This is a genomic window from Gramella sp. Hel_I_59, from assembly GCF_006714895.1.
In the GTDB taxonomy this organism is placed as follows: domain Bacteria; phylum Bacteroidota; class Bacteroidia; order Flavobacteriales; family Flavobacteriaceae; genus Christiangramia.
Genome location: NZ_VFME01000001.1, coordinates 2,724,238 through 2,747,273, shown reverse-complemented (window position 1 = coordinate 2,747,273; position 23,036 = coordinate 2,724,238). Strand labels below are relative to the sequence as shown.

Below are 23,036 nucleotides of genomic sequence, written 5' to 3'. Positions count from 1 at the left end.
GCTGAATTTTGGTAGCGCAAATAACTTTGACTATCTGAAATATTTGACCGAAATTTACGCAAATTACAGCTACTTCATGCAAAATACCTCCGAACAATACGATGATGTCATTGGCCGTTGTCGCAGTCTTTTTCTGAATAAAATGCAGGATTATGGATGTGCCTGGCGCATTCTACGATTACCTTCCTTAACAGATCAAATCTTTATTAAGGCCCAGCGTATAAGAAAACTACAGGAAAGCGATGTTCGAAAAGTTGATGAAGATGAGAAGTCTGAATTTATCGGGATTATTAATTATTCGGTGATGGCTTTAATTCAGCTTGAAAAGGGAATTGCAGATCATCCCGATCTTGGACCTCAGGACGCAATAGATCTATATGATAGGAATATTGCCGCAACCAAGCAGCTTATGATGGATAAAAACCATGATTATGGCGAAGCGTGGCGGGATATGCGAATTAGTTCACTTACAGATCTTATCTTACAGAAGTTATTGAGAGTGAAGCAAATTGAGGACAACCAGGGAAAAACGCTGGTCAGTGAGGGGATTGATGCAAATTACCAGGATATGATCAATTATTCTGTTTTTGCCATGATTCATTTTCAGGAAGCTGAAAAATAATTCAGAATATATAGCTTATGAAAGCAATTGTAGGTATTTGCAGAGTCCTGGTAGGTGTGCTTTTCATCTTCAGCGGATTCATAAAACTGAATGATCCAGTAGGTTTTTCATATAAACTACAGGAGTACTTCAGTGAACCGGTACTGGACATTCCGGCGCTCATACCTTTTGCTCTCATTATCGCTATTTTACTGGTGATCTTTGAGCTAGTGCTTGGGATAATGCTGCTTATTGGGTTTGCAAGAAAATTTACAAGCTGGAGCCTGCTCCTCATGATCATTTTCTTTACGTTCCTTACTTTTTACTCGGCATACTTCAATAAAGTTACAGATTGTGGCTGTTTTGGTGATGCTATTCCGCTTACTCCATGGGAGTCATTCTATAAAGATATCATTCTACTAATTCTGATTTTGGTAGTGTTCTTTAATCAGAAATATATAGAGCCGCTGTTTCCGCAGAAATATCATAAATGGGCAATTTTCCTGAGCTTTATGGCGTGTTTCGCATTTTGTTATCATGTCTTGATGCATCTCCCAATGCTGGATTTCAGACCCTATAAGATCGGCAATAATATAGCTGAAAAAATGGTAGTGCCTGAAGGTGCTCAGGAACCTGTGTACGAGTACCAATGGAAATTTAAGTTGGAAGGGGAGGAGAAGATTATTACCAATCAAGGCGCCTATCCTCAGGTTTCCGGAGAATTCATAGGCGTTGAGACGGTACAGGTCGAAGAAGGCTATATTCCGCCAATTCATGATTTTGTGATCGAAGGTCCGGAAGGTGATATTACGACAGATATTCTTACCACAGATAAAGTCCTGATGTTCGTTATGTATAACATAAGGTCTACTGAAATGGAAGGTTATGAAGCAATACAGGACCTGGCAAAAGAAGCGCGGACTAAGAATTATCGTGTGATTGCACTCACAGCATCAGGCGAAGACCTGCAAGCTAAACTCCAAGAGAAATTTGATCTGGACTTCGATTTCTATCAGGCAGATGAAACTGCGCTTAAAACTATTGTAAGAGCAAATCCTGGTATCCTGGTGTTAAGATCCGGAACCGTGGAGCAGAAAAAACACTGGTTCGACGCGAGCGATATCAGATTATAAGCATCTATTATCTTTTATTCTGAAAATCCTAAAAATTGAAGGTTTAGCTTTGGTTTAGGATTTCGTATTTCAGTCTTTCCTTATATTTGTCTTTTATGCTGAAACCTATAGTAGGAGAGCATCCAATCACTGAAATACATTTATCATGAGAGAACAAATAGTAGCCGGAAACTGGAAAATGAATAACGACCTTGCTGAGACTGAAGAATTGCTTGGCGAAATGAAAATGCAAATGGTAAAGGAGCCTGAAGCGACTGTTATGGTAGCGCCAGCCTTCACAAATCTATATGCTACTTTCCAGGCTTTAAAGGATACTCCCGTGATCGTGGCGGCTCAAAATATGCATGAAAGTGAAAATGGAGCCTTTACAGGTGAAATTTCAGCAAAAATGTTACAAAGTATTGGTGTTACTACGGTAATTCTTGGGCATAGTGAGAGACGTGCATACTTCCACGAAACAAATGAGCAACTGGCTAAGAAAGTAGACGCAGCGATCGCAGCTGAGATGCGAGTGATCTTTTGCTTTGGAGAAGAGCTGGAAGACCGTAAAAACGACAAACATTTCAGTTTAATAGAATCACAATTAAAGGAAGCTTTATTTCACCTTTCCGAAGACGCGTGGAAAAATATCATCCTAGCCTACGAACCAGTTTGGGCAATTGGAACTGGTGAAACTGCAAGCCCTGAACAGGCACAGGAAATGCATAAACATATACGAACTTTACTAAAAGACAATGTAAGCGCGAGTGTTGCTGAAAATACTTCCATCCTTTATGGAGGTAGTGTAAAGCCGGCAAACGCCAGGGAGATCTTTGCCAAAGAAGATGTGGATGGTGGTCTGATTGGGGGAGCTAGCTTAAAAGCAGTTGATTTTCTTGAGATCGTAAACTCATTTTAATGACCGGACATTATTACGAATATCATTTCACGATACAACCGGTCGCGCCAGCTTCAGAAATATTGATCGCAGAACTAGGGGAACTTGGTTTTGAAAGTTTTGTTGAGAATGAAGATGGGATTACCGCTTATGTGCCGGAAGAGCAATTTGCAGATGATTTACTGGATGAGGTGCATATTCTCAAATCTGAAGAATTCAGTATTGATTATAAAGTAAAGAAAATCGAACGGGTGAACTGGAACGAGGAGTGGGAAAAGAATTTTACTCCTATACTGGTAGATGATGAGTGCAGCGTTCGGGCACCCTTTCACGAGAAGCCGGATACCCGGTTCGATATTGTTATAGAGCCAAAAATGTCATTTGGTACTGGTCATCATTCCACAACTCATATGATGATCCAGCATATTCTAAAGAATGACTGGGAAGGTAAATCTGTATTGGATATGGGATGTGGTACTGGAGTCCTGGCTATTTTAGCAAGAATGAAAGGTGCAACTCCTGTTGAAGCGATTGATATCGATAACTGGTGCTACCTGAACACGCTGGAAAATATTGAGCGTAACAATTGTGAAGATATTAAAGTTGAAGAAGGTGGGGCAGAATTGCTATCTGGTAGAAAATACGATGTAATTCTTGCCAATATCAATAGAAATATTTTGTTGAATGATATGGCTACTTATGTAGAGTGTCTGCAAGATTCCGGAAGTATATACTTTAGTGGATTTTATACCGAAGACCTTCCGGTAATAAAGTCGGCATGTGAAAAGCATGGTTTGAAGTTTATAGAACACATAGAAAGAAATAACTGGGTAGCTGCAAAGTTTTCATTTTAAGTATGTTACATTAATTTGTATCTTTGCAGCTTTCAGAAATTGTAATAAGTTGAAGATGAGTACGAAAGAGGAAGTTTTAGAACAGGTTGACCTGAAAACGCAAAAACAGCGTGAAAATGAGATTGTCTTATTTAATGATGATTATAACACTTTTGATCATGTGATCGAAACATTGATTTATGCTTGTGAGCATACTCCCGAACAGGCAGAACAATGTAGTATTCTGGTTCATTATAAAGGAAAATGTACTGTAAAAACCGGACCCTATGATGAATTGGAGCCACGATGCTCAAAATTGCTAGATGCAGGATTGAGTGCTGAGATCGTATAGTGCTACAGAAAATTCCTACATTTAACATAAATTATTAGTAAATATTTACAGTTTAAAGTAGTTTGCCTTCATAAGTGCCCCCTTAACCTAAACTTACTTATGAAAAAAATTACACTTCTTACCCTATCTCTGGGAGTATTGTTCTTTGCTTCCTGTGAAAAAGAGGATGTTTCAGAAATTTCTCCAGAAACAGCTAAAGTTCAAGAAGGTCAGATTTCGAAAGAGGTTCTCAAAAGAATTTCTGATCTCAATTTCAATTCAAAACATGTTGAAAAACAAATGATGATGCTTCCTGATGGAAGTTCTATCGAAAATTACCTTATCGAAGGTGATATTGCTATGACGAAAGATCAATTATTTAGCATGTCCTCGGCATCTATTACTGACAAGCAGTATCGAACCAATAACCTGGTGAGTTCACCTCGAACTGTGAATGTAATTGGGTATACCGGAGGAAGTCAGGCTCTCTCCAGTAAGCAGAGAACAGCTCTGCAATATGCTATTGGCAATTACAATGCACTGGATCTTGGAATTACCTTTACACTTACTTTTGGAACTAACTATCAGCCTTACGATATCGTAGTTTACCAGACCAACAATGGTCAGGCGGGCGGAGTTGCAGGATTTCCTAGGAATGGTAACCCATATAAATTTGTGCAGATCTTCTCAGGTATGCAGAACTACGACACGAACACGAACGAACACGTGATGACTCACGAGATTGGACATGCTGTAGGCTTAAGACATACAGATTGGTATAGTCGACAAAGTTGTGGACAAAGCGGAGAATCTGCAGGAGCAGATGGTGCAGTCCATATCCCAGGAACACCAACCGGCTTTGATTCGAATTCTATTATGCTGGCCTGCTTTGGTGGCAATGAAGACGGCGAATTTGGATATTATGATACCGTTGCCCTAAACTACTTATACTAAAAACCAAACATTGGGCACTAAGAAAAGGCGGTTCACCCGCCTTTTTTTATTTTTATTCTGAAAAGGCTTTTTAGTTTTATAAAAAGCAATTATATTTGCACCCGCTTTACAAAACAGTAGAGCACTATTTAAAAGGCCTCGTGGCGCAACTGAATAGCGCACTTGATTACGGCTCAAGAGGTTCCAGGTTTGAATCCTGGCGAGGTCACAAAAAAACTGCAACTTAGGTTGCAGTTTTTTTTATGTCTTATCTGAAATAAAAAAGCTCGGTTTTTCAACAGAGCTTCTTACCAGGGGGAATTATAATTAATCACTATAAATTCTCCGATTTATATTTTTAATGACGTCAGCCTTAAAACCATCAGATTTCAGGCTATCTGGAATTTCAGCTTGGGGAAGTCCTAATAAAAGCATGTGCTCTATAAGGTTCTGTTTTACGCATTTTTCGATCTGTCCCAGCTTAACCCGGTAACTAGATTTGCGCACAAACATTTCATTATTATGAAAGATTTTGGTGGTAATGTCCAGATCAATTAATGGTCCTCTAATTCTTGAAGAAAGATAGTAATTGAATTTAGGTTCTTTAGCATCTATTAATGCCATTGCCTTGGGTGCGGGCGCGAAGATATCATCTCCCAGTTTCTTGAAGAGCATAGTAAGATATTTTACAGGTTGGTCCTATAAATATAAAATATTGCTTTCCTGTCTATTAACGTTATTGAATTTTATTTGAACGCAATCAGCTGGAATTCAGATTCATAAATATTTAATTATCACTAAGAATGCTAATCATCTATTGCAATCACGCTGTTTTCTGCGATCTTTACAATTCAAACATTGTACATGGATTTCAAAAGATTGTTCTCTTTTCTACGGGAACTTAATAAGAATAATTCGAAAGAGTGGATGGACGAGCATCGTAAAGAATATCATCATATTCGTGACTCTTATATCTTATGGTTGAATGAGCTGGATATAAAACTGGCTAATGTTGATGAAGATTATGCACCTACCGAAGGTAAGAAAGCCATCAACAGGATCAATAATAACCTGATGTTTCACCCTAATAAGCCAATTTACAAAGATCATTTTGGCGCAGGTCTGGATGACAAGCCTGAAAAAGGAGATTTTTATATTCATATAGGGATCAATGGTAGCTTTGTGGCCGGTGGATTCTACCGTCCCAAAAAGTCCATACTTGATAGCATACGTTCAGCTATCGACTATAATGGCGCTGAGTTTAAAGATATCATCGAAAAGAAATCATTTGTAGAAACTTTCGGCGGACTCATAGACGATGAAAAACTGAAGACCGCACCCAAAGGCTTTAGTAAGGATCATCAACATATCGAGCTGCTGCGGAATAAGACTTTTGCTGTTCAGGTTGACCTCACTCAAAAACAAATTCTGAAGAAGGATTTTCAGGAAAAACTGGTAGAGATCTATAGGGAGATGCTGCCTTTCCGAAATTATTTGAATAAAGCAATCACAGTTTGATCTATAAAATATGGAATTGAAGAATTATATACGCGAGATCGAGAACTTTCCGAAGGATGGAATAGGATATAAAGATATTAGTCCGCTCTTGCTGGATCATAAGGCTATGAAAGAAGTTGTTGCAAAGTTTGTAGCCAAGCTTCCAGACGTAAGAATAGATAAGGTGGTAGGAATGGAGTCAAGAGGATTCTTTTTTGCCAGTCTGCTGGCACAGGAACTCAATGCCGGGTTCGTTCCGGTTAGAAAGCCGGGTAAACTGCCTGCTAAAACATTCAAACAGGAATACGACCTGGAGTATGGAAGTGATAGTCTTGAAATTCATCAGGATGCGATCCAGGAAGGCGAAAATGTGCTAATTCATGATGATGTTCTGGCAACCGGAGGAACGGCTTTAGCCACCTGCAATCTTGTGGAAAAATGCAAAGGCAATATTGTGCAATGTAATTTTTTGATAGAACTGGATTTTCTTAAAGGCAGAGACCGGATTTCAAAATATGAGGTAGAGTCACTTATACATTATTAGTCCAGCGAGTTTTTAGTAACCCATAGTCGCCATCCGATAATAGCCATCTGGGCTTTTGAAGCTTTTTGTAAGTCCAATTCCTGCTTGGAGTAACTGGGTAAAAATTTCTTATTGAACTTAGCAAGCGTCTTGAAAATTGATTTTTTCATTTGTACGTGAGATATTCCTGAAAGGTACAAATTATTCAATTTCAGTGAAATAACTTATTTGCCTGAAAATTGGTCATTTAATGCAGTGTATTCTTAGACTTAAAGAAGTAATTGCAATTCTTTGAATTCCTCTATCTTCGCAAAAAATATCATCTATGAGCGTTGTATTTCTACTTGTTGGCTTTGTCCTTTTGGTAATAGGAGGAGAGTTTTTAGTTCGAAGTTCTGTGGCAATTTCACTAAAACTCAGTATTTCCAGGATGGTTGTTGGTCTTACGGTGGTTTCCTTTGCTACTTCAGCTCCGGAGCTTTTAGTGAGTCTGCAGGCCGCCATTGATGGATTTTCAGATATTTCTTTAGGTAACGTAATTGGTTCTAATATCGCTAATATCGGTTTGGTTCTGGGGTTAACGGCGATGGTTTCTCCTTTAATGGTAGATCGTGATTTCTATAGGATCAACTGGCCAGTTATGATGTTATTCTCCATAGTACTCTATTTCTTTCTTCAAAGTGGAGATGTATTATCACGTATAGAAGGCGGAATTCTCTTGCTTGGACTTGTAGGGTACATGTTTCTACTAATTAAGAGGTCAAGAAGAAAAGATAAAGTCGTTGCAGATGAGGTGGATCTTTCACTACAGGATGTTCGAAGTATCAAATTAGGAATCTGGCTCTTAATCGGGATTCTTGCCTTATGGGGAGGATCAGAATTACTTGTAATGGGCGCAGTAGATTTAGCAACTCAGTTAGGGATTAGCGAACGAGTGGTATCTGTGACTATTATCGCTGTTGGAACCAGTGTTCCAGAACTGGCGGCTTCTCTTATCGCAGCAATGAAAAAGGAGAAAGCAATTTCTCTAGGGAATTTAATCGGCTCCAATATTTTCAATATCGCTTCAGTTTTAGGTTTAACCGCTTTAATCAAACCTGTAGTCGTGCAATCTTCAGAAATTCTGTCCAACGATATGATCTGGATGCTGGCAATCGCCTTTGCCTTATTGCCACTATTATTAATTCCGAAGCCTTCAGAAATGGGAAGAAAAGAGGGATTTGGTCTTATTGCCGCTTATGCTACATTTATCCTGATCACGATTCTATAAGTCTTAATTTCTTCTTAAATCCCTTCGGAAGTAGGGGTGCTTAATATTAATGAATGGTTAAAATTTAGAAACTACCCTAAAAAAATAGGGGGTTATCTTAAATAGGGTGCATTTTTTACGAAATCTGCACTCTTTTTTCGTTGCATATCTCTTATATTCGCAACTTCAATCGATAACTACTGAATTATCTGATGATCTGATAGTTCAATCTTTTATAAACCAACACAATTAATATTTCAGCATGTCAACTTTAAGATTCCAAGCTTTAAAAGAAACATTGAACAGGAAGCCGGTGAAGATCAAGGAACCTCGTAGAAGGTCTGAAATTTTCGGTAAGAATGTTTTCAATGAAACTGTAATGAGACAGTTCCTAACCAAAGAAGCATACACGAATGTCGTGGAAGCTATGAACACCGGGAAGAAAATAGATCGTAATGTAGCCGATCATATTTCTACCGGAATGAAGGAATGGGCGATCTCTAAAGGAGTTACTCATTATACTCACTGGTTCCAGCCTCTTACAGGAGCAACTGCAGAGAAACATGATTCTTTCTTTGAGCCTATGGGTGATGGATCGGCAATCGAAAAATTTGGCGGAGGACAGCTTGTTCAACAGGAACCAGATGCATCAAGTTTCCCGAATGGTGGAATTAGAAATACTTTTGAAGCAAGAGGTTATACTGCATGGGATCCTACTTCTCCAGCTTTTATCTGGGGAACTACATTATGTATTCCAACAGTATTTGTTGCTTATACAGGGGAGGCACTTGATAACAAAACACCACTTCTTAGAGCTTTGCAGGCAGTTGATAATGCAGCAACAGACGTTGCAAAATATTTTGATAAGAACGTTAAGAAAGTAAATGCAACTTTAGGATGGGAACAGGAGTATTTCCTGATCGATTCTGCACTTACAGCCTCCAGACCTGATATAACTCTAACCGGAAGAACATTATTAGGACATTCTCCGGCAAAAGGTCAGCAATTGGATGATCACTATTTTGGTTCTATACCTTCAAGAGCGATCGCTTATATGATGGATCTTGAGATCGAGTGTATGAAGCTTGGTATTCCGGTTAAGACCCGTCATAACGAGGTAGCACCAAACCAATTTGAGCTTGCTCCAGTTTTTGAAGAAGCCAATCTTTCTGTAGATCATAATTCATTGATTATGGATGTGATGAAGAGAGTTGGTGAAAGACATAACTTTAGCGTATTAATGCACGAAAAACCATTTGCCGGAATTAATGGTAGTGGTAAACATAATAACTGGTCCCTAGCGACAGATACAGGAGTAAACTTATTATCTCCAGGTTCTACGCCAATGAAGAACCTTCAGTTCCTTACATTCTTTGTAAACACTATCAAAGCTGTTTATGATAATGAGGAATTATTAAGAGCTGCAATCGCAAGTGCTTCCAATGATCACCGTCTTGGTGCAAATGAGGCGCCTCCAGCAATCATATCAGTATTTATTGGAAGTCAGCTGACTAAAGTTCTTGATGAACTTGAAAAAGTGACTGATGGTAAGCTTTCGCCTCAGGAGAAAACAGATCTTAAACTGAATGTAGTTGGGAAGATTCCTGAAATTCTTCTTGATAATACAGACAGGAATAGAACTTCACCGTTTGCCTTTACAGGGAATAAATTCGAATTTAGAGCAGTTGGTTCACTAGCGAATTGTGCTGGTGCGATGACCGTACTGAACAGTATCGTGGCTAAACAGCTTAAAGAATTTAAAGTTGCGGTTGATAAACTTATCAAGGACAAGAAAATGAAGAAAGACGATGCCGTCTTTAATGTTCTTAGAGAGTATATCAAAAAATCTAAGAAAATTAGATTTGAAGGTGATGGATATGGTGAACCATGGGAGAAAGAAGCAGAAAAGCGTGGTCTTAGCAATAACAGAACTACACCTTTAGCTTTAAAAGCTCAGGTAAGTAAGAAAACAATTGCCCTTTATAAGGAACTTGGGGTAATGAATGAAACTGAGATCGAAGCAAGACATGAGATTGAGCTTGAAGAGTATGCGATGAGAATTCAGATTGAAGGACGTATCCTTGGAGATATCGCCAGAAATCATATCATTCCAACGTCGATCAGATATCAGAATATCTTGATTAAGAATGTACGTGGATTAAAGGATATCTATGCCGATGATTTCGCAAGACATGCTAAAGAGCAACTGGAAATTATAGAAAGCATTTCTTCTCATATCGCCAGTATCAATTCTAATGTGAATGCGATGATTGAAGCAAGAAAAATTGCAAACAAATTAGAAGATGCTGAAGAAAAAGCATTTGCTTACTGTGATGATGTGAAACCTTTCTTCGAAGAAATTAGATATCACTGTGATAAATTAGAGTTATTGGTAGATGATGAGATCTGGCCATTAGCTAAATACAGAGAACTACTTTTCACAAGATAATTTCTGAAGATTTTAGAAAAAGAAAAACCACGCATTTAGCGTGGTTTTTTTGTTTAAATAGGTCGTATAATTTCCCAGAAGCCTGAAACTAATTATCTTTGAGAGTTCTAAGTTATATTCATGAGTAAAGAAATTAGCAAAAGGTATTCAGGCAGAGGCGTATCTGCTGGAAAAGAGGATGTTCACAATGCTATCAAGAATGTTGATAAAGGACTTTTTCCGAAGGCTTTTTGCAAGATCGTGCCAGATCATTTAACAGGAAGTGAAGAACATTGTTTGATTATGCATGCCGATGGTGCCGGAACTAAATCTTCTCTTGCTTATATGTACTGGAAAGAAACCGGAGACCTTTCGGTTTGGAAAGGGATTGCCCAGGATGCTTTAATTATGAACATTGACGATCTTTTATGTGTGGGAGCAACCAGTAACATTTTGCTTTCTTCGACTATTGGTCGGAATAAAAATTTGATTCCGGGCGAAGTAATTTCAGCCATCATTAACGGTACAGAAGAATTAATTTCAGAATTAAGAAAATTCGGAGTAGAAATACATTCTACTGGTGGAGAGACGGCAGATGTTGGAGATCTGGTGAGAACGATTATCGTTGATTCTACTGTAACTGCCAGAATGCCACGGAATAAAGTGATCGATAATGCGAATATCAAACCTGGAAATCTAATCGTAGGACTTTCATCTTCAGGGCAGGCTAGCTACGAAACTGAATATAATGGTGGGATGGGAAGTAATGGTCTAACTTCTGCGCGCCATGATGTTTTCTCTAAAGTCCTGGCCGAAAAATATCCTGAAAGCTTTGATAGTTCTATTCCTGAAGAGCTCATCTATTCAGGAAACAAAACACTGACCGATGTTTTAGAAGATAGTCCGATCGATGCTGGGAAGCTTGTGCTTTCTCCAACCAGAACTTATGCACCAGTTATCCAGAAGTTGCTTTCTGATATTGGAGCTGAGAATGTTAACGGAATGGTTCACTGTAGTGGAGGTGCCCAAACAAAGATCCTACATTTTATTGATGATTTGCATATTATAAAAGATAACATGTTTCCTACTCCACCACTTTTCAAACTAATTCAGGAGGAAAGTAAAACTGACTGGAAAGAGATGTATCAGGTTTTTAATATGGGACATCGTATGGAAATTTATATCGATGAGGCTCATGCAAATAAGGTGATCGAAATTTCAAGATCTTTTAATGTAGATGCACAGGTAGTGGGAAGAGTAGAAGCAGCTAAAAGTAAAAAGCTTACAATTAAAAGTGAGTATGGTACTTTTGAGTATTAAAGTTTAGATTACTCTATTCTAATGAATTCTACTCTTATATTCGAAGATTACATTAAACCACATAGTGAAGGGAATTCATTGCATTTTTCGATTTTGCAACCTGATTTAAAATATTTCTCTCATGAATCTGGGCTCATCACGTATGCTTTAAAATTTGGTCAGACATTAGTATTAGGCGATCCCATCTTTTCCTCGTCGTTGGAATCTGACCGAATTGAATTCTTAAATTGTTTTATTTCAGAATTTCCTGATTCCGCATTTGTTCAAACCTCAAAGTACTTTGCTAAATTTTTGCATACAAACTTTGGTTTCTTTGGAACTCGGATTGGAACAGAAAGATTGATAAGTCTGCAAACCTGGTCTCTTTGTGGTAAACGTAAACAGACAATTCGAACAGCTTGTAATCAAGCTTTAAAAAGAGATATTGTAATACGTGAGAATCCGTATGAAGATAATTTTGAGGAAGTAAGCACTGATTGGCTATCAACCAGAACCGTGAAGTCTAGAGAAATAAGTTTTTTGGTTAGAAAATTTCCTTATTATGAAAATAAAACAAGGAAATTTTGCGCCTATCAGAACGATAAACTAATTGCATTTATAGTTTTTGATCCAATATATGTGGACGCCAAATGCATTGGTTATATTCCGAATATATCCAGGGCAAGTGAAAGCTTTAGACAGGGCGCTTTTTACGCTATAATGGCTGAAGCTATTAATCGCTTCAGAATAGAAGGTAAACAATTTATTAACCTCGGTCTTTCTCCATTACATATTAGTGGTTACAGTGAATCCTTCGAATCCAAACCGTTTCTTCGATTACTTAAATTGATAAGAAATTATAGTCCACAACTTTACAATTATTCGGGTATTGAACATGCTAAGTCTAGATTTTTTGACCCTAAAAGACTTCAGGAAGATGGCGAAGAAAATTCGATGTTTTTAAGCCACAATTCGAAATTGCCTCTAATCAAATTATTAGCTATTTTTAGAGCTTCAAATGTTATATAGCAGCTTATAGGTTTTAAAATAGTTAATAATTCCCTTTCCATAATTTTTATATGGTTTTTCTGTTAGTTCTGAAGAATAGATTGGAACGAGTTTTTGACATTTATAAACTGAAAGAACTAAAACGCATAATACGCTACGAATGTTTGATTATCTAAGATAGATTACTATTAAAAATTACTTATGAGAGTTTGGTTTAGTGTTTTTGTCTTAGCATTGATCGCATCAAATGTTTGCGCTTTCTATTATCTGGATCAATTTACTGCCAGATACTTTCAGTTGTTCTCAACCGCTTCATTTTTCGTGTTTTTTTTGATAAGGTATAGAACCGAGAAAAGAATGCTCTTTATTTTAGCGCTGCTAACTTTATGCGATGGACTTATCATAAATTATGAGGACCCACTAGTTAAGAAAATTATTTACACAATTCGCATTATAATTTATCTCTCGATAATTTCTTTTTTGTTCCCTTATTTATCGAGATTAAAGCTAAATCTGATTACTTTATTGATAGTAGGTTTTGTTATTGGGATAGATGTTTATCTTTTGCATGACATGGCGGTGTATATACCTAACTATTCTGAAGACTACATTTTTACTATTTTGTTTTACCTTTTGGGCTTGACTTCTCTTGCGCTGGTTGCAACCTGTATATCATACTTAAATCGTTACGCTAATACAAAGGGTTTTCTCATCGTATTAGTTTCTTTCTGTTTTGTACTTTCAGACATAACTTTTTATAATGCCTATTATTTAGATTTTAAAGTTTTTTATTATGTCGATAAAATAGCTAATATTATAGGAATTGCGTCACTCATAGTATTTACTCAAAAATCAATTAATGCTAAATCAAGATTGTGAAAACTTAATTGACAACCACCAATTGAAATCCAGAATTCCTCAAGATTCGTAAGTACTTTCTAAATTAACCTGAAATGTTTCCGAAATATTTTCTTCCAGTTGTAGCCGGTTTTTTAGTGCTGGCAAACATGATCATGATTTCAGAGTATGACCTCGAAATGATTAGGTGGGGTCGATTAATTAGCACCTTCATTGTTTTTCTAATTTTAATTTGGAAACTGAGATCTGAAAAAGTACTTATCGCCAGTATCTTTTTACTTTTAATTTCAGATGTTTTATTGCTGAATTATGAAAATACAATCATTAATTCAGTGACCTTTCTTTTACGTATCGCCGCATATACCACTTTAGTTTTTGTGATTTTCCCTGAAATCAAAAGCCTCAAAATGAGTGTTGTTCAGAAAATTGTTTTCGCTGTTGTCTTCACCTTGAATATTGGAATGCTATACGTGCTGGTAGATATGGTTCCAGAGAAATATGACTATCCTTATTTGAATTTCCTATTTTATATCTATGGAAGTGCTATGATTACCTTAGTTCTTGCTGCGATATCCTATAGCAATATTTATTCGGATACTACTTCGTTTTTTTTCACTGCCGGAGCTTTAAGCCTCGTTTTTTCAGATATAATGTCATTTATAGCTTATTACCTGGAGTTCTATGAATTTTACTATCCCGATAGATTTTTCTATATTATTGGCATTGTTTCGCTGGTGAAATTTGCAACTTTCAGTAGAAATCATAAGCCAGTATTTGAAATGGAAAGGCTTTAAAGCTTTTATATGATTTCAACCAAATTATCGTAAATTTGCTAGCCTAAATTCAGCAGGAATATATGATTGAAAGACTTAATATCGTAAAGCAGAGGTTTGATGAGGTGAATGATTTAATCATTCAGCCGGATGTAATATCAGACCAGAAGCGGTATATCGAATTGAATAAAGAATATAAGGATCTTCGTGCGTTGATGGATGAACGTGAGAAGTATGTAAGTCTTACTGAAAATATTTCGGAAGCTGAAGAGATTATCTCTGATGGTAGCGATGCTGAAATGACAGAGATGGCGAAACTTCAAATGGAGGAAGCCAAAAATCAACTTCCTGCGCTGGAGGATAAGATAAGAATGATGCTTATACCAAAAGATCCGGAAGATTCTAAGAACGTGGTCGTAGAGATTCGTGGAGGTACGGGGGGAGATGAAGCCAGTATTTTCGCCGGAGATCTATATCGTATGTACACTAAATATGTTGAAAGTAGGGGCTGGAAGCATAATATCGTGGATTATAGTGAAGGTACCAGTGGAGGATTTAAAGAAATGATCTTTGAAGTTTCAGGAGAAGACGTGTATGGTACCATGAAATTTGAAGCCGGAGTGCATCGTGTACAACGAGTTCCTCAAACTGAAACTCAGGGTAGAGTACATACTTCTGCCGCAACCGTTATGGTGCTGCCGGAAGCTGAAGAATTTGATGTTCAGATAGACCCAAAAGATGTAAGAATTGATTATTTCTGTTCTTCAGGACCTGGTGGACAGTCAGTAAACACTACATACTCAGCAGTACGTTTAACTCACGAGCCTACTGGTTTAGTAGCTCAATGTCAGGATCAAAAATCGCAACATAAGAATAAGGAAAAAGCTTTCCGTGTTTTACGTTCCAGATTATATGAGCAGGAACTTGCTAAGAAAATGGAAGCCGATGCTGCCAAAAGAAACTCAATGGTTTCCAGTGGTGACCGTAGTGCTAAGATTCGTACCTATAATTACGCACAAAGTAGGGTTACAGATCACCGTATCAATCTGACCCTGTATGATCTGTCTAATATCATTAACGGTGATATTCAAAAGATAGTTGATGAATTGCAACTGGCAGAAAATACCGAAAAGCTAAAAGAGAATTCTGATATTCTTTAAATCTGAATTAATTAAATATGACTTCACAGGAGCTTACTGAGCAAATTTTCAAAAAGCAAACGTTTTTGTGCGTAGGACTGGATACCGATATCGACAAGATTCCAACCTACCTGCTTTCAGAAAAAGACCCTGTTTTTAGTTTTAATAAAGCCATAATTGACGCTACGCATCAATCTTGCGTGGCTTATAAACCTAATATTGCATTTTATGAAGCATTGGGTGCCAGTGGATGGAAAAGTCTTAAAAAGACGATCGAATACCTGCATACTGAATATCCAGAGCTTTATACTATCGCTGATGCTAAGCGTGGAGATATAGGAAATACTTCCAGAATGTACGCCAAAGCCTTTTTTGAAGATCTTGGATTCGATTCTATAACTGTCGCACCTTATATGGGTAAAGATAGCGTCGAACCATTCCTGGAATTTGAAAATAAGCATACCATTTTACTTGCGCTTACTTCTAACGAGGGAGCTTATGACTTCCAGACCCAGCAGGTAGATGGTGAAGAACTTTATAAAAAGGTCATCAAAACATCTTTAGACTGGGATAATTCTGAAAATTTGATGTACGTGGTGGGTGCTACAAAAGCGGAATATCTTGCTGAAATAAGAAAAATTATTCCTGAAAACTTTTTGCTGGTACCAGGTGTTGGTGCCCAGGGAGGTAGTCTGGAGGAAGTTTGTAAATACGGAATCACCTCTAATGTAGGTCTTCTTGTAAATTCTTCCCGTAAGATTATTTATGCATCAGATTCTTCAAATTTTGCTGAAATTGCTGGTGCTAAAGCTGAAGCTATCCAGATCCAGATGAAGGATGAACTAGCAAAACTTTAGAAATATGCAGTTTCAGGATCAACTTCAACGATCTTTTGAACTCACCTCAATTCCGAAGAGAATAATTTCGCTGGTTCCAAGTCAAACCGAATTACTTGTGGATCTTGGTTTAGAAGATTCTATAGTGGGAGTCACCCATTTTTGTGTGCATCCTGAAGGACTCAGAGATAAGAAAACCAGCTTGGGCGGAACTAAAAAAGTGAATTTAAGGAAGGTCAGAGATTTAAAACCGGATATCATACTTTGCAACAAGGAAGAGAATACTCGCGAAATGGTAACTGCTGTTACGGAGATTGCACCTGTTCATTGCTCTGATGTTGCCAATCTGAATGACAACGCCGAACTTATAAAAATGTATGGGGAGCTATTCGATAGAAGCAAGGAAGCTGAAACCTTAATTCAGAATATTGAACGTTCCCGACAGGAGCTGGTGCAAATTGTTTCCAACTCGAAAACTAGAAGAGTAGCTTATATTATCTGGAATGACCCGTCGATGGTAGCAGGGCAGGGAACTTTTATCAATGAAATGCTTGCACTTAATAAGATGGTAAATGTTTTCGAAGCGGATAGATACCCTGAAACAGATCTTGATACTTTGAAGACTATGGAGATAAACGAAATTCTTCTAAGTTCTGAACCGTTTCCATTTGAAGAAAAACATAAAAAAACCTTCTCAGGAATTTCAGAGAAGGTTACACTTGTGGACGGTGAATATTTTAGCTGGTATGGAAGCCGGGTTTTGAAAGCCTTAAAGTATTTCAGGCAGTTTCACTCCTAGTTTCTACCATGGAGCAATCCATTCTTCGAAGCTCAGCCAGAATCTTTTTGGCTCTAAAATTCAGTTTATCACTTTGTTCTTTATCTATAAGAGCAATCTTGTAAGCACGTTGCATTAATCTACTATACTTCTCACAAAGCCGTTCTTCCTTTGATTTATTTTCGAAAATTCTAAACATATAATACTTAATTTCTTTCCACTTCATCATCATCTATCTACGGTACAAAGCTAAGATTAACAAAGCCTATACATTAATAATGTTGAGTTAAGCTTAATTTAAAATATACCGGATATTCGTGGGAAAGTGTTAAAATATTGTATTATGTAAGAATTTTAAGATCTATCCTGTAGGGCAAAAACACGTTTTAAAAGGTCTGTTGTTCTGGAGTTTAAGGAATTTCTAATGTCCTTCTCTTCCTTTTCTATCATAAGATAAACGCCTTGAAGAGCCTCATTAGTTACGTAATCAGTAAGATCTGGATTGACCTTACTGGTTAGAGGAATAGAGTTGTATCTCTGTATAAGATTGGACCAAACCCTGTTTGCTCCGACTTTCTCTAATGAATTATTGATGATAGGATTGAACCTGTCATAAAGTTGTGTTTGAGTTTTTGATGAAAGGTAACTTGTTGCGGCATTATCTGCTCCCAGAAGAATGTTTCTGGCATCTGCAAAACTTATTTCTTTCACTGCACTCGCAAAAACAGGAATGGCTTCTCCTACTGCATCTTCAGCGGCTCTGTTAAGAACTCTTAAGCCTTCATCTGCAAGATTATCCAAACCAACATCTCTTAAGGTCTTATCAACTTTCTGTAATTCTGGCGGCAGACTTATACGCACAAGTTCATTCTTAAAGAATCCATTTTCAGTTGCAAGACTGGTCACTTCTTTATCGATCCCGAATTGAAGAGCCTGCTTCAATCCAGAGTTAATTTCTGAATCGGTTACACCATAAGTTGAAGGAATCTGAGTTGCAATTTGTTGCAATTCAGCACAGGAACTTAAAGAGAATATAAGTAATAGGCCGAGGAACTTTTTCATGGTAAATATTTTGCTCAAATATACTTGCTAAAATTTTAACGCTTCATCGTATAAAGTTATAATAATATTAAAACTATCGATTTTGTTTATGTCACACGCTGAAGTATTTTTAGCTTGATAAATCTGAAATTCAGATTTTTATAAGAAAGATGGTTAGATAACTTTGAAGTCAATAGGATCGTGTTTCATCTGCATTTAATTTTTATCGAATAATTAAAAACATGAGTAATGAATTAGTAGTAGACTGTTTTAATACATCAGCATATTACAAGTTCATATTCCTGCTTAGAAGCCACCTTCCCCAAGGTGGCTTTTTTTCAGTTTTCAATAATTTTAAAATCTCATTTTCATTGCGATTTTCGTAAATTGCAAGTCAATATTCTTGATATAATTAAACATGGAGCAACAAAGTCCTTATAAACCTAAAAATAAAATAAGAATTGTAACCGCAGCCTCGCTTTTTGATGGTCATGATGCCGCCATTAATATTATGCGGAGAATCATCCAGGCTACTGGAGTTGAGGTGATCCATCTTGGCCATGATAGAAGTGTGGAAGAGGTCGTGAACTGTGCTATTCAGGAAGATGCACACGCGATTGCAATGACTTCTTACCAGGGTGGCCACACCGAATACTTCAAATATATGTATGACCTTCTTAAAGAGAAAGGTTCAGAACATATCAAGATCTTTGGCGGTGGAGGCGGAGTGATCCTTCCAGACGAAATTAAGGAATTGATGGATTACGGGATAGACAGGATCTACGCTCCAGATGATGGTCGTGAAATGGGTCTGCAGGGGATGATCAATGATATGATCCGGCGTGTGGATAATCAGGTTCCAGATCTTGAAGAAGCAGACAAGGTAAACGAGAATCTGCAATCCAGAAATGTTACTACAATATCCCGTCTTATTTCTCTTGCTGAAAACAGGCATGAAGAATTCCTGAAATATTTTGACAAGAACAATTTTGATACAAATAAAACTCCGGTTCTGGGAATTACCGGTACAGGTGGATCTGGTAAATCAAGTTTGGTAGACGAACTGGTTCGAAGATTTTTAATGGATTTTCCTGAAAAACATATTGGGATCGTTTCTGTGGATCCTTCAAAAAAGAAAACTGGAGGCGCATTACTTGGTGACCGTATCAGGATGAACAGTATCAATCATCCTAGAGTTTTTATGCGTTCACTTGCTACCAGGCAGGCAAACCTGGCACTGTCCAAACATGTGGCAGAAGCGGTTGATGTTCTGAAAGCTGCCAGTTATGACCTTATTATTCTTGAAACTTCAGGAATTGGGCAGAGTGATACGGAGATCATGGATCATTCAGATGTGTCATTATATGTGATGACTCCGGAATTTGGCGCGGCAACTCAGCTTGAAAAGATCGATATGCTTGATTTCGCAGATCTAGTTGCTATCAACAAATTCGATAAACGTGGAGCACAGGATGCTTTGCGTGATGTAAAAAAGCAATACCAGAGAAACCACCAGTTGTGGCATGAAGATGCTGAGAAACTTCCGGTATTTGGTACCATCGCTTCTCAATTCAATGATCCTGGAATGAATACTCTTTACAGAAGTCTTATGGACGCAGTAGAGGAGAAAACAAATTCAGGGATGAGCTCAACTTTTGAAATTTCAGAAGAAATGAGCGAGAAGATATTCGTGATTCCGCCAAAACGTACTCGCTATCTTTCAGAAATTGCTGAAAATAATCGTGGATATGATGAAACTGCTGCGACTCAAACTGAAGTTGCTCAGCGTCTCTACGGAATATATAAAACCATCGAAACCGTTGCTAATACAAAAACCGAGTTTGGTAAAGATCAAACCAAATACCTTGATAAAAACGGAATTGATCAGGATGGGATCAAAGAAGTTTCAGCAGAAGATCAGTCCGAATTTTTAAAACTGCTTTTTGCTGAATTCGATAAAATAAAAATGGATTTGGATCCCTACAATTGGGAGATGATTCTTGCCTGGAACGATAAAGTGAATAAGTATACGGAACCTGTGTATAGCTTTAAAGTCCGCGATAAAGAGATCAAAATCGATACTCATACCGAGTCTCTTTCTCATACGCAGATCCCAAAAGTAGCACTTCCAAAATACAAGGCCTGGGGCGATATTCTGGGATGGTGCCTTCAGGAAAATGTTCCTGGAGAATTTCCTTATACTGCCGGACTTTACCCGTTCAAGCGTACTGGTGAAGATCCAACTAGAATGTTTGCCGGTGAAGGTGGACCTGAGAGAACCAATAGAAGATTTCACTACGTAAGCCAGGGATTACCAGCTAAACGACTGTCTACCGCTTTTGATTCGGTTACGCTCTACGGAAATGATCCTGACCACCGACCAGATATTTATGGTAAAATTGGAAATTCTGGAGTGTCTATTTGTTGTCTTGATGATGCGAAAAAGCTTTATTCAGGATTTGATCTGGCAGATGCGATGACCTCAGTGAGTATGACTATTAATGGTCCTGCTCCAATGTTACTTGGATTTTTCATGAACGCCGCGATCGATCAGAATTGTGAAAAGTACATCAAAGAGAATGGTCTTGAAGACAAAGTAGAAGCAAAACTGAAAGAGCTGTATGACGATGCTGGTATCGACAGACCTCAATACCGTGGTGAACTTCCAGAAGGAAATGACGGACTTGGCTTGATGCTTCTTGGATTAACCGGTGACCAGGTTTTACCAGAAGATGTATATGCTAAGATCAAAGCTGAAACCATCAATGTGGTTAGAGGAACCGTTCAGGCAGATATTTTAAAGGAAGATCAGGCTCAGAATACCTGTATATTCTCTACTGAATTTGCGCTGCGTTTAATGGGTGATGTTCAGGAATACTTCATTGATGAAAAAGTTAGAAATTTCTATTCTGTATCTATTTCAGGATATCATATTGCTGAAGCTGGCGCGAATCCTATCACCCAATTGGCATTTACCCTCGCGAATGGATTTACCTATGTAGAGTACTATTTAAGCAGGGGAATGGATATCAATAAATTTGGTCCAAACCTTTCGTTCTTTTTCTCTAATGGAGTGGACCCGGAATATGCAGTGATTGGTCGGGTTGCCAGAAGAATCTGGTCCAAAGCTTTGAAACATAAGTATGGAGCCAATTCCAGAGCTCAAATGTTGAAATACCATATACAGACTTCAGGAAGATCATTGCATGCTCAGGAAATCGATTTTAATGATATTAGAACTACGCTTCAGGCATTGTATGCGATCTACGATAACTGTAATTCATTGCACACCAATGCATATGATGAAGCGATCACCACGCCTACTGAAGCTTCAGTAAGAAGAGCGATGGCTATACAATTAATTATTAATAAGGAGTTAGGTCTTGCTAAGAACGAGAATCCAATCCAGGGATCGTTCATTATCGAAGAATTAACCAACCTGGTAGAGGAAGCTGTGCTTACTGAGTTCGATCGAATCACAGAACGTGGCGGAGTGCTTGGTGCTATGGAAACTATGTATCAGCGAGGAAAGATACAGGAAGAAAGCCTGTACTATGAAACTTTAAAGCACAATGGAGACTACCCGATTATTGGAGTTAATACTTTCCTGAGTTCTACAGGTTCGCCTACAGTAACACCGGGTGAAGTTATTCGTGCTACGGAAGAGGAAAAGGAACACCAGATCAAAACTCTGGAAACTTTACATAAAGCTAAAGAAGATTCTGCTGAAGAAATGCTGGAAAGAATCCAGAAAGCAGCAGTTACCAATCAGAACCTTTTCGAGGAATTGATGGAGGCAACGAAAGTTTGTTCGTTAGGACAAATCACTCATGCTTTATTCGAAGTGGGTGGACAGTATCGTAGAAATATGTAAATACTGAAATATTTTAGAGCATAAAAAAAATCCCGGGAAACCGGGATTTTTTTATTTTCTAGGTTTATAAGGTTAGTCGCCAAACGCGTTGTAATTTTCTAAATTTCTGGATTTCTTTCCGTAGAAGCCGTACGAAATCCTTGCCGTTGCTATTGGCAAGTTCAAGGTGTTCGCAATGCTTACTTAGACGTTCGGTAAGCAGACTTACGGCATGCACATAATGCTTTCTGCTTTCCTGGAAAAATTCATTTTCGGCCCTCGCAATATTTGGCAATAGTGATTCCGAATATCGTATAATATCGCCGGTAAAATAGACGCTCTTATCTTCCATTCCGTGATCATTCAATCCCGATATTTCAGGCAAAAGATAATCAGATACAGATTTGGATATCTTCATGATCTCCCGGGCCTTAGAATATAGAGCTTCGCTGGGCTGTCGGGACTTATCGTAAGAAGATGACATCGTTTAATTTTTCCTCTAAATTACTAGAGACTTATCAAAGACGCATTTAAATGTTAATGTGAATAGTGGAATTATATTTAATATTTAAATTTATAGCTCTACAATACTTTAAAAATATGGTTGATAAATTGAACTGGGCAATCCTGCAGGAATTACAAAAAGATGCGAGAGCATCTTTTTCGGAGATAGGAAGAAAAGTGGGACTAAGCTCACCGGCCGTTGCTGAAAGAATGAAAAAGATGGAGGATGCCGGGGTGATCAATTCTTATAAGGTCAATATCAGTCATCAGAAAACCGGATATCAACTACGTGCTGTAATTACTTTGCGCGCATTTACTGGAAGATTAAAAGCTTTTTTAGAAACAGTTTCAACCTACAAAGAGGTGCTTAATTGTTATCGTATAACTGGTAATGAAAATATTATTATGGAAGTGATCTTAAAAGATCAGGTTCACCTGGAGAAGCTTATTGATCAGTTGATCACCTACGGGGAAACCAGAACCCATATTATTCTTTCCAAGGTTGTGGACGATGCGCCAATACTACCGCGATAAAGATATTT

General features: G+C 37.8%; 23 protein-coding genes and 1 tRNA gene. 19 read left to right on the top strand and 5 right to left on the bottom strand.

Going from position 1 to position 23,036, the window contains the following annotated elements; all coding sequences use genetic code 11:
* The first annotated feature begins 76 nt into the window (after nt 1–76).
* From JM79_RS12710 to JM79_RS12680, 7 genes are all read left to right on the top strand, one after another.
* Nucleotides 77–622 carry a DUF1599 domain-containing protein gene (locus JM79_RS12710; RefSeq protein WP_141878507.1) on the top strand — a complete coding sequence of 182 codons (546 nt, stop codon included), beginning with the start codon at nt 77–79 and terminating at the stop codon, nt 620–622.
* 17 nt (nt 623–639) lie between these two features.
* On the top strand, nt 640–1,734 hold the full coding sequence (locus JM79_RS12705; protein ID WP_141878506.1) for a BT_3928 family protein: 1,095 nt from the start codon (nt 640–642) through the stop codon (nt 1,732–1,734).
* Nucleotides 1,735–1,879: 145 nt separating this feature from the next.
* Nucleotides 1,880–2,632 carry a triose-phosphate isomerase gene (gene tpiA, locus JM79_RS12700; protein WP_141878505.1) on the top strand — a complete coding sequence of 251 codons (753 nt, stop codon included), beginning with the start codon at nt 1,880–1,882 and terminating at the stop codon, nt 2,630–2,632.
* Entirely contained in the window at nt 2,632–3,465 is an 834-nt protein-coding gene (gene prmA, locus JM79_RS12695) for a 50S ribosomal protein L11 methyltransferase (RefSeq protein WP_141878504.1), read from the top strand. The genes tpiA and prmA overlap by 1 nt, the downstream gene beginning before the upstream one ends.
* Nucleotides 3,466–3,520: 55 nt before the next feature.
* Nucleotides 3,521–3,796 carry an ATP-dependent Clp protease adaptor ClpS gene (locus JM79_RS12690; protein ID WP_141878503.1) on the top strand — a complete coding sequence of 92 codons (276 nt, stop codon included), beginning with the start codon at nt 3,521–3,523 and terminating at the stop codon, nt 3,794–3,796.
* A gap of 99 nt (nt 3,797–3,895) precedes the next feature.
* Nucleotides 3,896–4,729, top strand: a complete 834-nt coding sequence (locus JM79_RS12685; RefSeq protein WP_141878502.1) for a M57 family metalloprotease — start codon at nt 3,896–3,898, stop codon at nt 4,727–4,729.
* A 134-nt stretch (nt 4,730–4,863) separates the two neighbouring features.
* Nucleotides 4,864–4,937, top strand: a tRNA-Arg gene (locus JM79_RS12680).
* A 98-nt stretch (nt 4,938–5,035) separates the two neighbouring features.
* Here the strand turns inward: JM79_RS12680 and JM79_RS12675 are convergent.
* On the bottom strand, nt 5,036–5,383 hold the full coding sequence (locus JM79_RS12675; protein WP_141878501.1) for a hypothetical protein: 348 nt from the start codon (nt 5,381–5,383) through the stop codon (nt 5,036–5,038).
* A gap of 189 nt (nt 5,384–5,572) precedes the next feature.
* Between JM79_RS12675 and JM79_RS12670 the strand changes: the two genes are divergently transcribed.
* Nucleotides 5,573–6,226, top strand: a complete 654-nt coding sequence (locus tag JM79_RS12670; RefSeq protein WP_141878500.1) for a DUF2461 domain-containing protein — start codon at nt 5,573–5,575, stop codon at nt 6,224–6,226.
* Between the two features lie 10 nt (nt 6,227–6,236).
* The gene (locus JM79_RS12665) at nt 6,237–6,749 is read left to right on the top strand and encodes an adenine phosphoribosyltransferase (RefSeq protein WP_141878499.1); all 513 of its coding nucleotides are present in this window, start codon (nt 6,237–6,239) and stop codon (nt 6,747–6,749) included.
* On the opposite strand, the gene JM79_RS16260 is transcribed toward JM79_RS12665, so the two are convergent.
* Complete coding sequence (locus tag JM79_RS16260) at nt 6,746–6,898, bottom strand: SsrA-binding protein (protein ID WP_141878498.1); 153 nt, start codon at nt 6,896–6,898, stop codon at nt 6,746–6,748. The two genes, JM79_RS12665 and JM79_RS16260, sit on opposite strands and share 4 nt — an antisense overlap.
* A gap of 155 nt (nt 6,899–7,053) precedes the next feature.
* On the opposite strand from JM79_RS16260, the gene JM79_RS12655 reads away from it, so the two are divergent.
* The 8 genes from JM79_RS12655 (at nt 7,054) to JM79_RS12620 (ending at nt 17,117) form a co-directional block, all read left to right on the top strand.
* Nucleotides 7,054–7,998: a calcium/sodium antiporter gene (locus tag JM79_RS12655; RefSeq protein WP_141878497.1), complete on the top strand. Its 945-nt coding sequence runs from the start codon at nt 7,054–7,056 to the stop codon at nt 7,996–7,998.
* A gap of 241 nt (nt 7,999–8,239) precedes the next feature.
* Entirely contained in the window at nt 8,240–10,426 is a 2,187-nt protein-coding gene (locus tag JM79_RS12650; RefSeq protein ID WP_141878496.1) for a glutamine synthetase III, read from the top strand.
* 120 nt (nt 10,427–10,546) lie between these two features.
* Nucleotides 10,547–11,725, top strand: coding sequence for an AIR synthase related protein (locus tag JM79_RS12645; protein WP_141878495.1), 1,179 nt, complete (start codon nt 10,547–10,549; stop codon nt 11,723–11,725).
* A gap of 21 nt (nt 11,726–11,746) precedes the next feature.
* On the top strand, nt 11,747–12,733 hold the full coding sequence (locus tag JM79_RS12640; protein WP_141878494.1) for a DUF2156 domain-containing protein: 987 nt from the start codon (nt 11,747–11,749) through the stop codon (nt 12,731–12,733).
* 932 nt (nt 12,734–13,665) lie between these two features.
* Nucleotides 13,666–14,364 (top strand): lysoplasmalogenase family protein, encoded by a 699-nt coding sequence (locus JM79_RS12635; protein WP_141878493.1) that lies wholly within the window; start codon nt 13,666–13,668, stop codon nt 14,362–14,364.
* 62 nt (nt 14,365–14,426) lie between these two features.
* Nucleotides 14,427–15,503: a peptide chain release factor 1 gene (gene prfA, locus JM79_RS12630; RefSeq protein ID WP_141878492.1), complete on the top strand. Its 1,077-nt coding sequence runs from the start codon at nt 14,427–14,429 to the stop codon at nt 15,501–15,503.
* Between the two features lie 17 nt (nt 15,504–15,520).
* Nucleotides 15,521–16,339: an orotidine-5'-phosphate decarboxylase gene (gene pyrF / locus JM79_RS12625; protein WP_141878491.1), complete on the top strand. Its 819-nt coding sequence runs from the start codon at nt 15,521–15,523 to the stop codon at nt 16,337–16,339.
* Nucleotides 16,340–16,343: 4 nt separating this feature from the next.
* Nucleotides 16,344–17,117 (top strand): helical backbone metal receptor, encoded by a 774-nt coding sequence (locus tag JM79_RS12620; RefSeq protein WP_141878490.1) that lies wholly within the window; start codon nt 16,344–16,346, stop codon nt 17,115–17,117.
* Here the strand turns inward: JM79_RS12620 and JM79_RS12615 are convergent.
* Together JM79_RS12615 and JM79_RS12610 are read right to left on the bottom strand one after the other, a co-directional pair.
* Nucleotides 17,098–17,295 carry a Lacal_2735 family protein gene (locus JM79_RS12615; RefSeq protein WP_141878489.1) on the bottom strand — a complete coding sequence of 66 codons (198 nt, stop codon included), beginning with the start codon at nt 17,293–17,295 and terminating at the stop codon, nt 17,098–17,100. The two genes, JM79_RS12620 and JM79_RS12615, sit on opposite strands and share 20 nt — an antisense overlap.
* Nucleotides 17,296–17,450: 155 nt before the next feature.
* The gene (locus JM79_RS12610; protein ID WP_141878488.1) at nt 17,451–18,158 is read right to left on the bottom strand and encodes a DUF4197 domain-containing protein; all 708 of its coding nucleotides are present in this window, start codon (nt 18,156–18,158) and stop codon (nt 17,451–17,453) included.
* 397 nt (nt 18,159–18,555) lie between these two features.
* On the opposite strand from JM79_RS12610, the gene JM79_RS12605 reads away from it, so the two are divergent.
* Complete coding sequence (locus JM79_RS12605) at nt 18,556–22,011, top strand: methylmalonyl-CoA mutase family protein (RefSeq protein ID WP_141878487.1); 3,456 nt, start codon at nt 18,556–18,558, stop codon at nt 22,009–22,011.
* A gap of 64 nt (nt 22,012–22,075) precedes the next feature.
* Here JM79_RS12605 and JM79_RS12600 read toward each other — a convergent pair whose 3' ends face one another.
* Nucleotides 22,076–22,474, bottom strand: coding sequence for a hypothetical protein (locus JM79_RS12600; protein ID WP_141878486.1), 399 nt, complete (start codon nt 22,472–22,474; stop codon nt 22,076–22,078).
* Nucleotides 22,475–22,590: 116 nt separating this feature from the next.
* Here JM79_RS12600 and JM79_RS12595 point away from each other — a divergent pair, with 116 nt between their 5' ends.
* Nucleotides 22,591–23,028, top strand: coding sequence for an Lrp/AsnC family transcriptional regulator (locus tag JM79_RS12595; protein WP_141878485.1), 438 nt, complete (start codon nt 22,591–22,593; stop codon nt 23,026–23,028).
* Nucleotides 23,029–23,036: the final 8 nt, after the last annotated feature.

Excerpts from the sequence above, each read along its gene's own strand:
- prmA (WP_141878504.1), top strand. The coding sequence starts at position 2,632 with ATGACCGGACATTATTACGAATATCATTTCACGATACAACCGGTCGCG.
- JM79_RS12665 (WP_141878499.1), top strand. The coding sequence starts at position 6,237 with ATGGAATTGAAGAATTATATACGCGAGATCGAGAACTTTCCGAAGGAT.
- JM79_RS12595 (WP_141878485.1), top strand. The coding sequence starts at position 22,591 with ATGGTTGATAAATTGAACTGGGCAATCCTGCAGGAATTACAAAAAGAT.
- pyrF (WP_141878491.1), top strand. The coding sequence starts at position 15,521 with ATGACTTCACAGGAGCTTACTGAGCAAATTTTCAAAAAGCAAACGTTT.
- JM79_RS12690 (WP_141878503.1), top strand. The coding sequence starts at position 3,521 with ATGAGTACGAAAGAGGAAGTTTTAGAACAGGTTGACCTGAAAACGCAA.
- JM79_RS12620 (WP_141878490.1), top strand. The coding sequence starts at position 16,344 with ATGCAGTTTCAGGATCAACTTCAACGATCTTTTGAACTCACCTCAATT.
- JM79_RS12610 (WP_141878488.1), bottom strand. The coding sequence starts at position 18,158 with ATGAAAAAGTTCCTCGGCCTATTACTTATATTCTCTTTAAGTTCCTGT.
- JM79_RS12650 (WP_141878496.1), top strand. The coding sequence starts at position 8,240 with ATGTCAACTTTAAGATTCCAAGCTTTAAAAGAAACATTGAACAGGAAG.
- JM79_RS12675 (WP_141878501.1), bottom strand. The coding sequence starts at position 5,383 with ATGCTCTTCAAGAAACTGGGAGATGATATCTTCGCGCCCGCACCCAAG.
- JM79_RS12645 (WP_141878495.1), top strand. The coding sequence starts at position 10,547 with ATGAGTAAAGAAATTAGCAAAAGGTATTCAGGCAGAGGCGTATCTGCT.
- JM79_RS12710 (WP_141878507.1), top strand. The coding sequence starts at position 77 with ATGCAAAATACCTCCGAACAATACGATGATGTCATTGGCCGTTGTCGC.
- tpiA (WP_141878505.1), top strand. The coding sequence starts at position 1,880 with ATGAGAGAACAAATAGTAGCCGGAAACTGGAAAATGAATAACGACCTT.
- JM79_RS12685 (WP_141878502.1), top strand. The coding sequence starts at position 3,896 with ATGAAAAAAATTACACTTCTTACCCTATCTCTGGGAGTATTGTTCTTT.
- JM79_RS16260 (WP_141878498.1), bottom strand. The coding sequence starts at position 6,898 with ATGAAAAAATCAATTTTCAAGACGCTTGCTAAGTTCAATAAGAAATTT.
- JM79_RS12635 (WP_141878493.1), top strand. The coding sequence starts at position 13,666 with ATGTTTCCGAAATATTTTCTTCCAGTTGTAGCCGGTTTTTTAGTGCTG.
- JM79_RS12615 (WP_141878489.1), bottom strand. The coding sequence starts at position 17,295 with ATGTTTAGAATTTTCGAAAATAAATCAAAGGAAGAACGGCTTTGTGAG.
- JM79_RS12600 (WP_141878486.1), bottom strand. The coding sequence starts at position 22,474 with ATGTCATCTTCTTACGATAAGTCCCGACAGCCCAGCGAAGCTCTATAT.
- JM79_RS12705 (WP_141878506.1), top strand. The coding sequence starts at position 640 with ATGAAAGCAATTGTAGGTATTTGCAGAGTCCTGGTAGGTGTGCTTTTC.
- JM79_RS12670 (WP_141878500.1), top strand. The coding sequence starts at position 5,573 with ATGGATTTCAAAAGATTGTTCTCTTTTCTACGGGAACTTAATAAGAAT.
- JM79_RS12605 (WP_141878487.1), top strand. The coding sequence starts at position 18,556 with ATGGAGCAACAAAGTCCTTATAAACCTAAAAATAAAATAAGAATTGTA.
- JM79_RS12640 (WP_141878494.1), top strand. The coding sequence starts at position 11,747 with ATGAATTCTACTCTTATATTCGAAGATTACATTAAACCACATAGTGAA.
- prfA (WP_141878492.1), top strand. The coding sequence starts at position 14,427 with ATGATTGAAAGACTTAATATCGTAAAGCAGAGGTTTGATGAGGTGAAT.
- JM79_RS12655 (WP_141878497.1), top strand. The coding sequence starts at position 7,054 with ATGAGCGTTGTATTTCTACTTGTTGGCTTTGTCCTTTTGGTAATAGGA.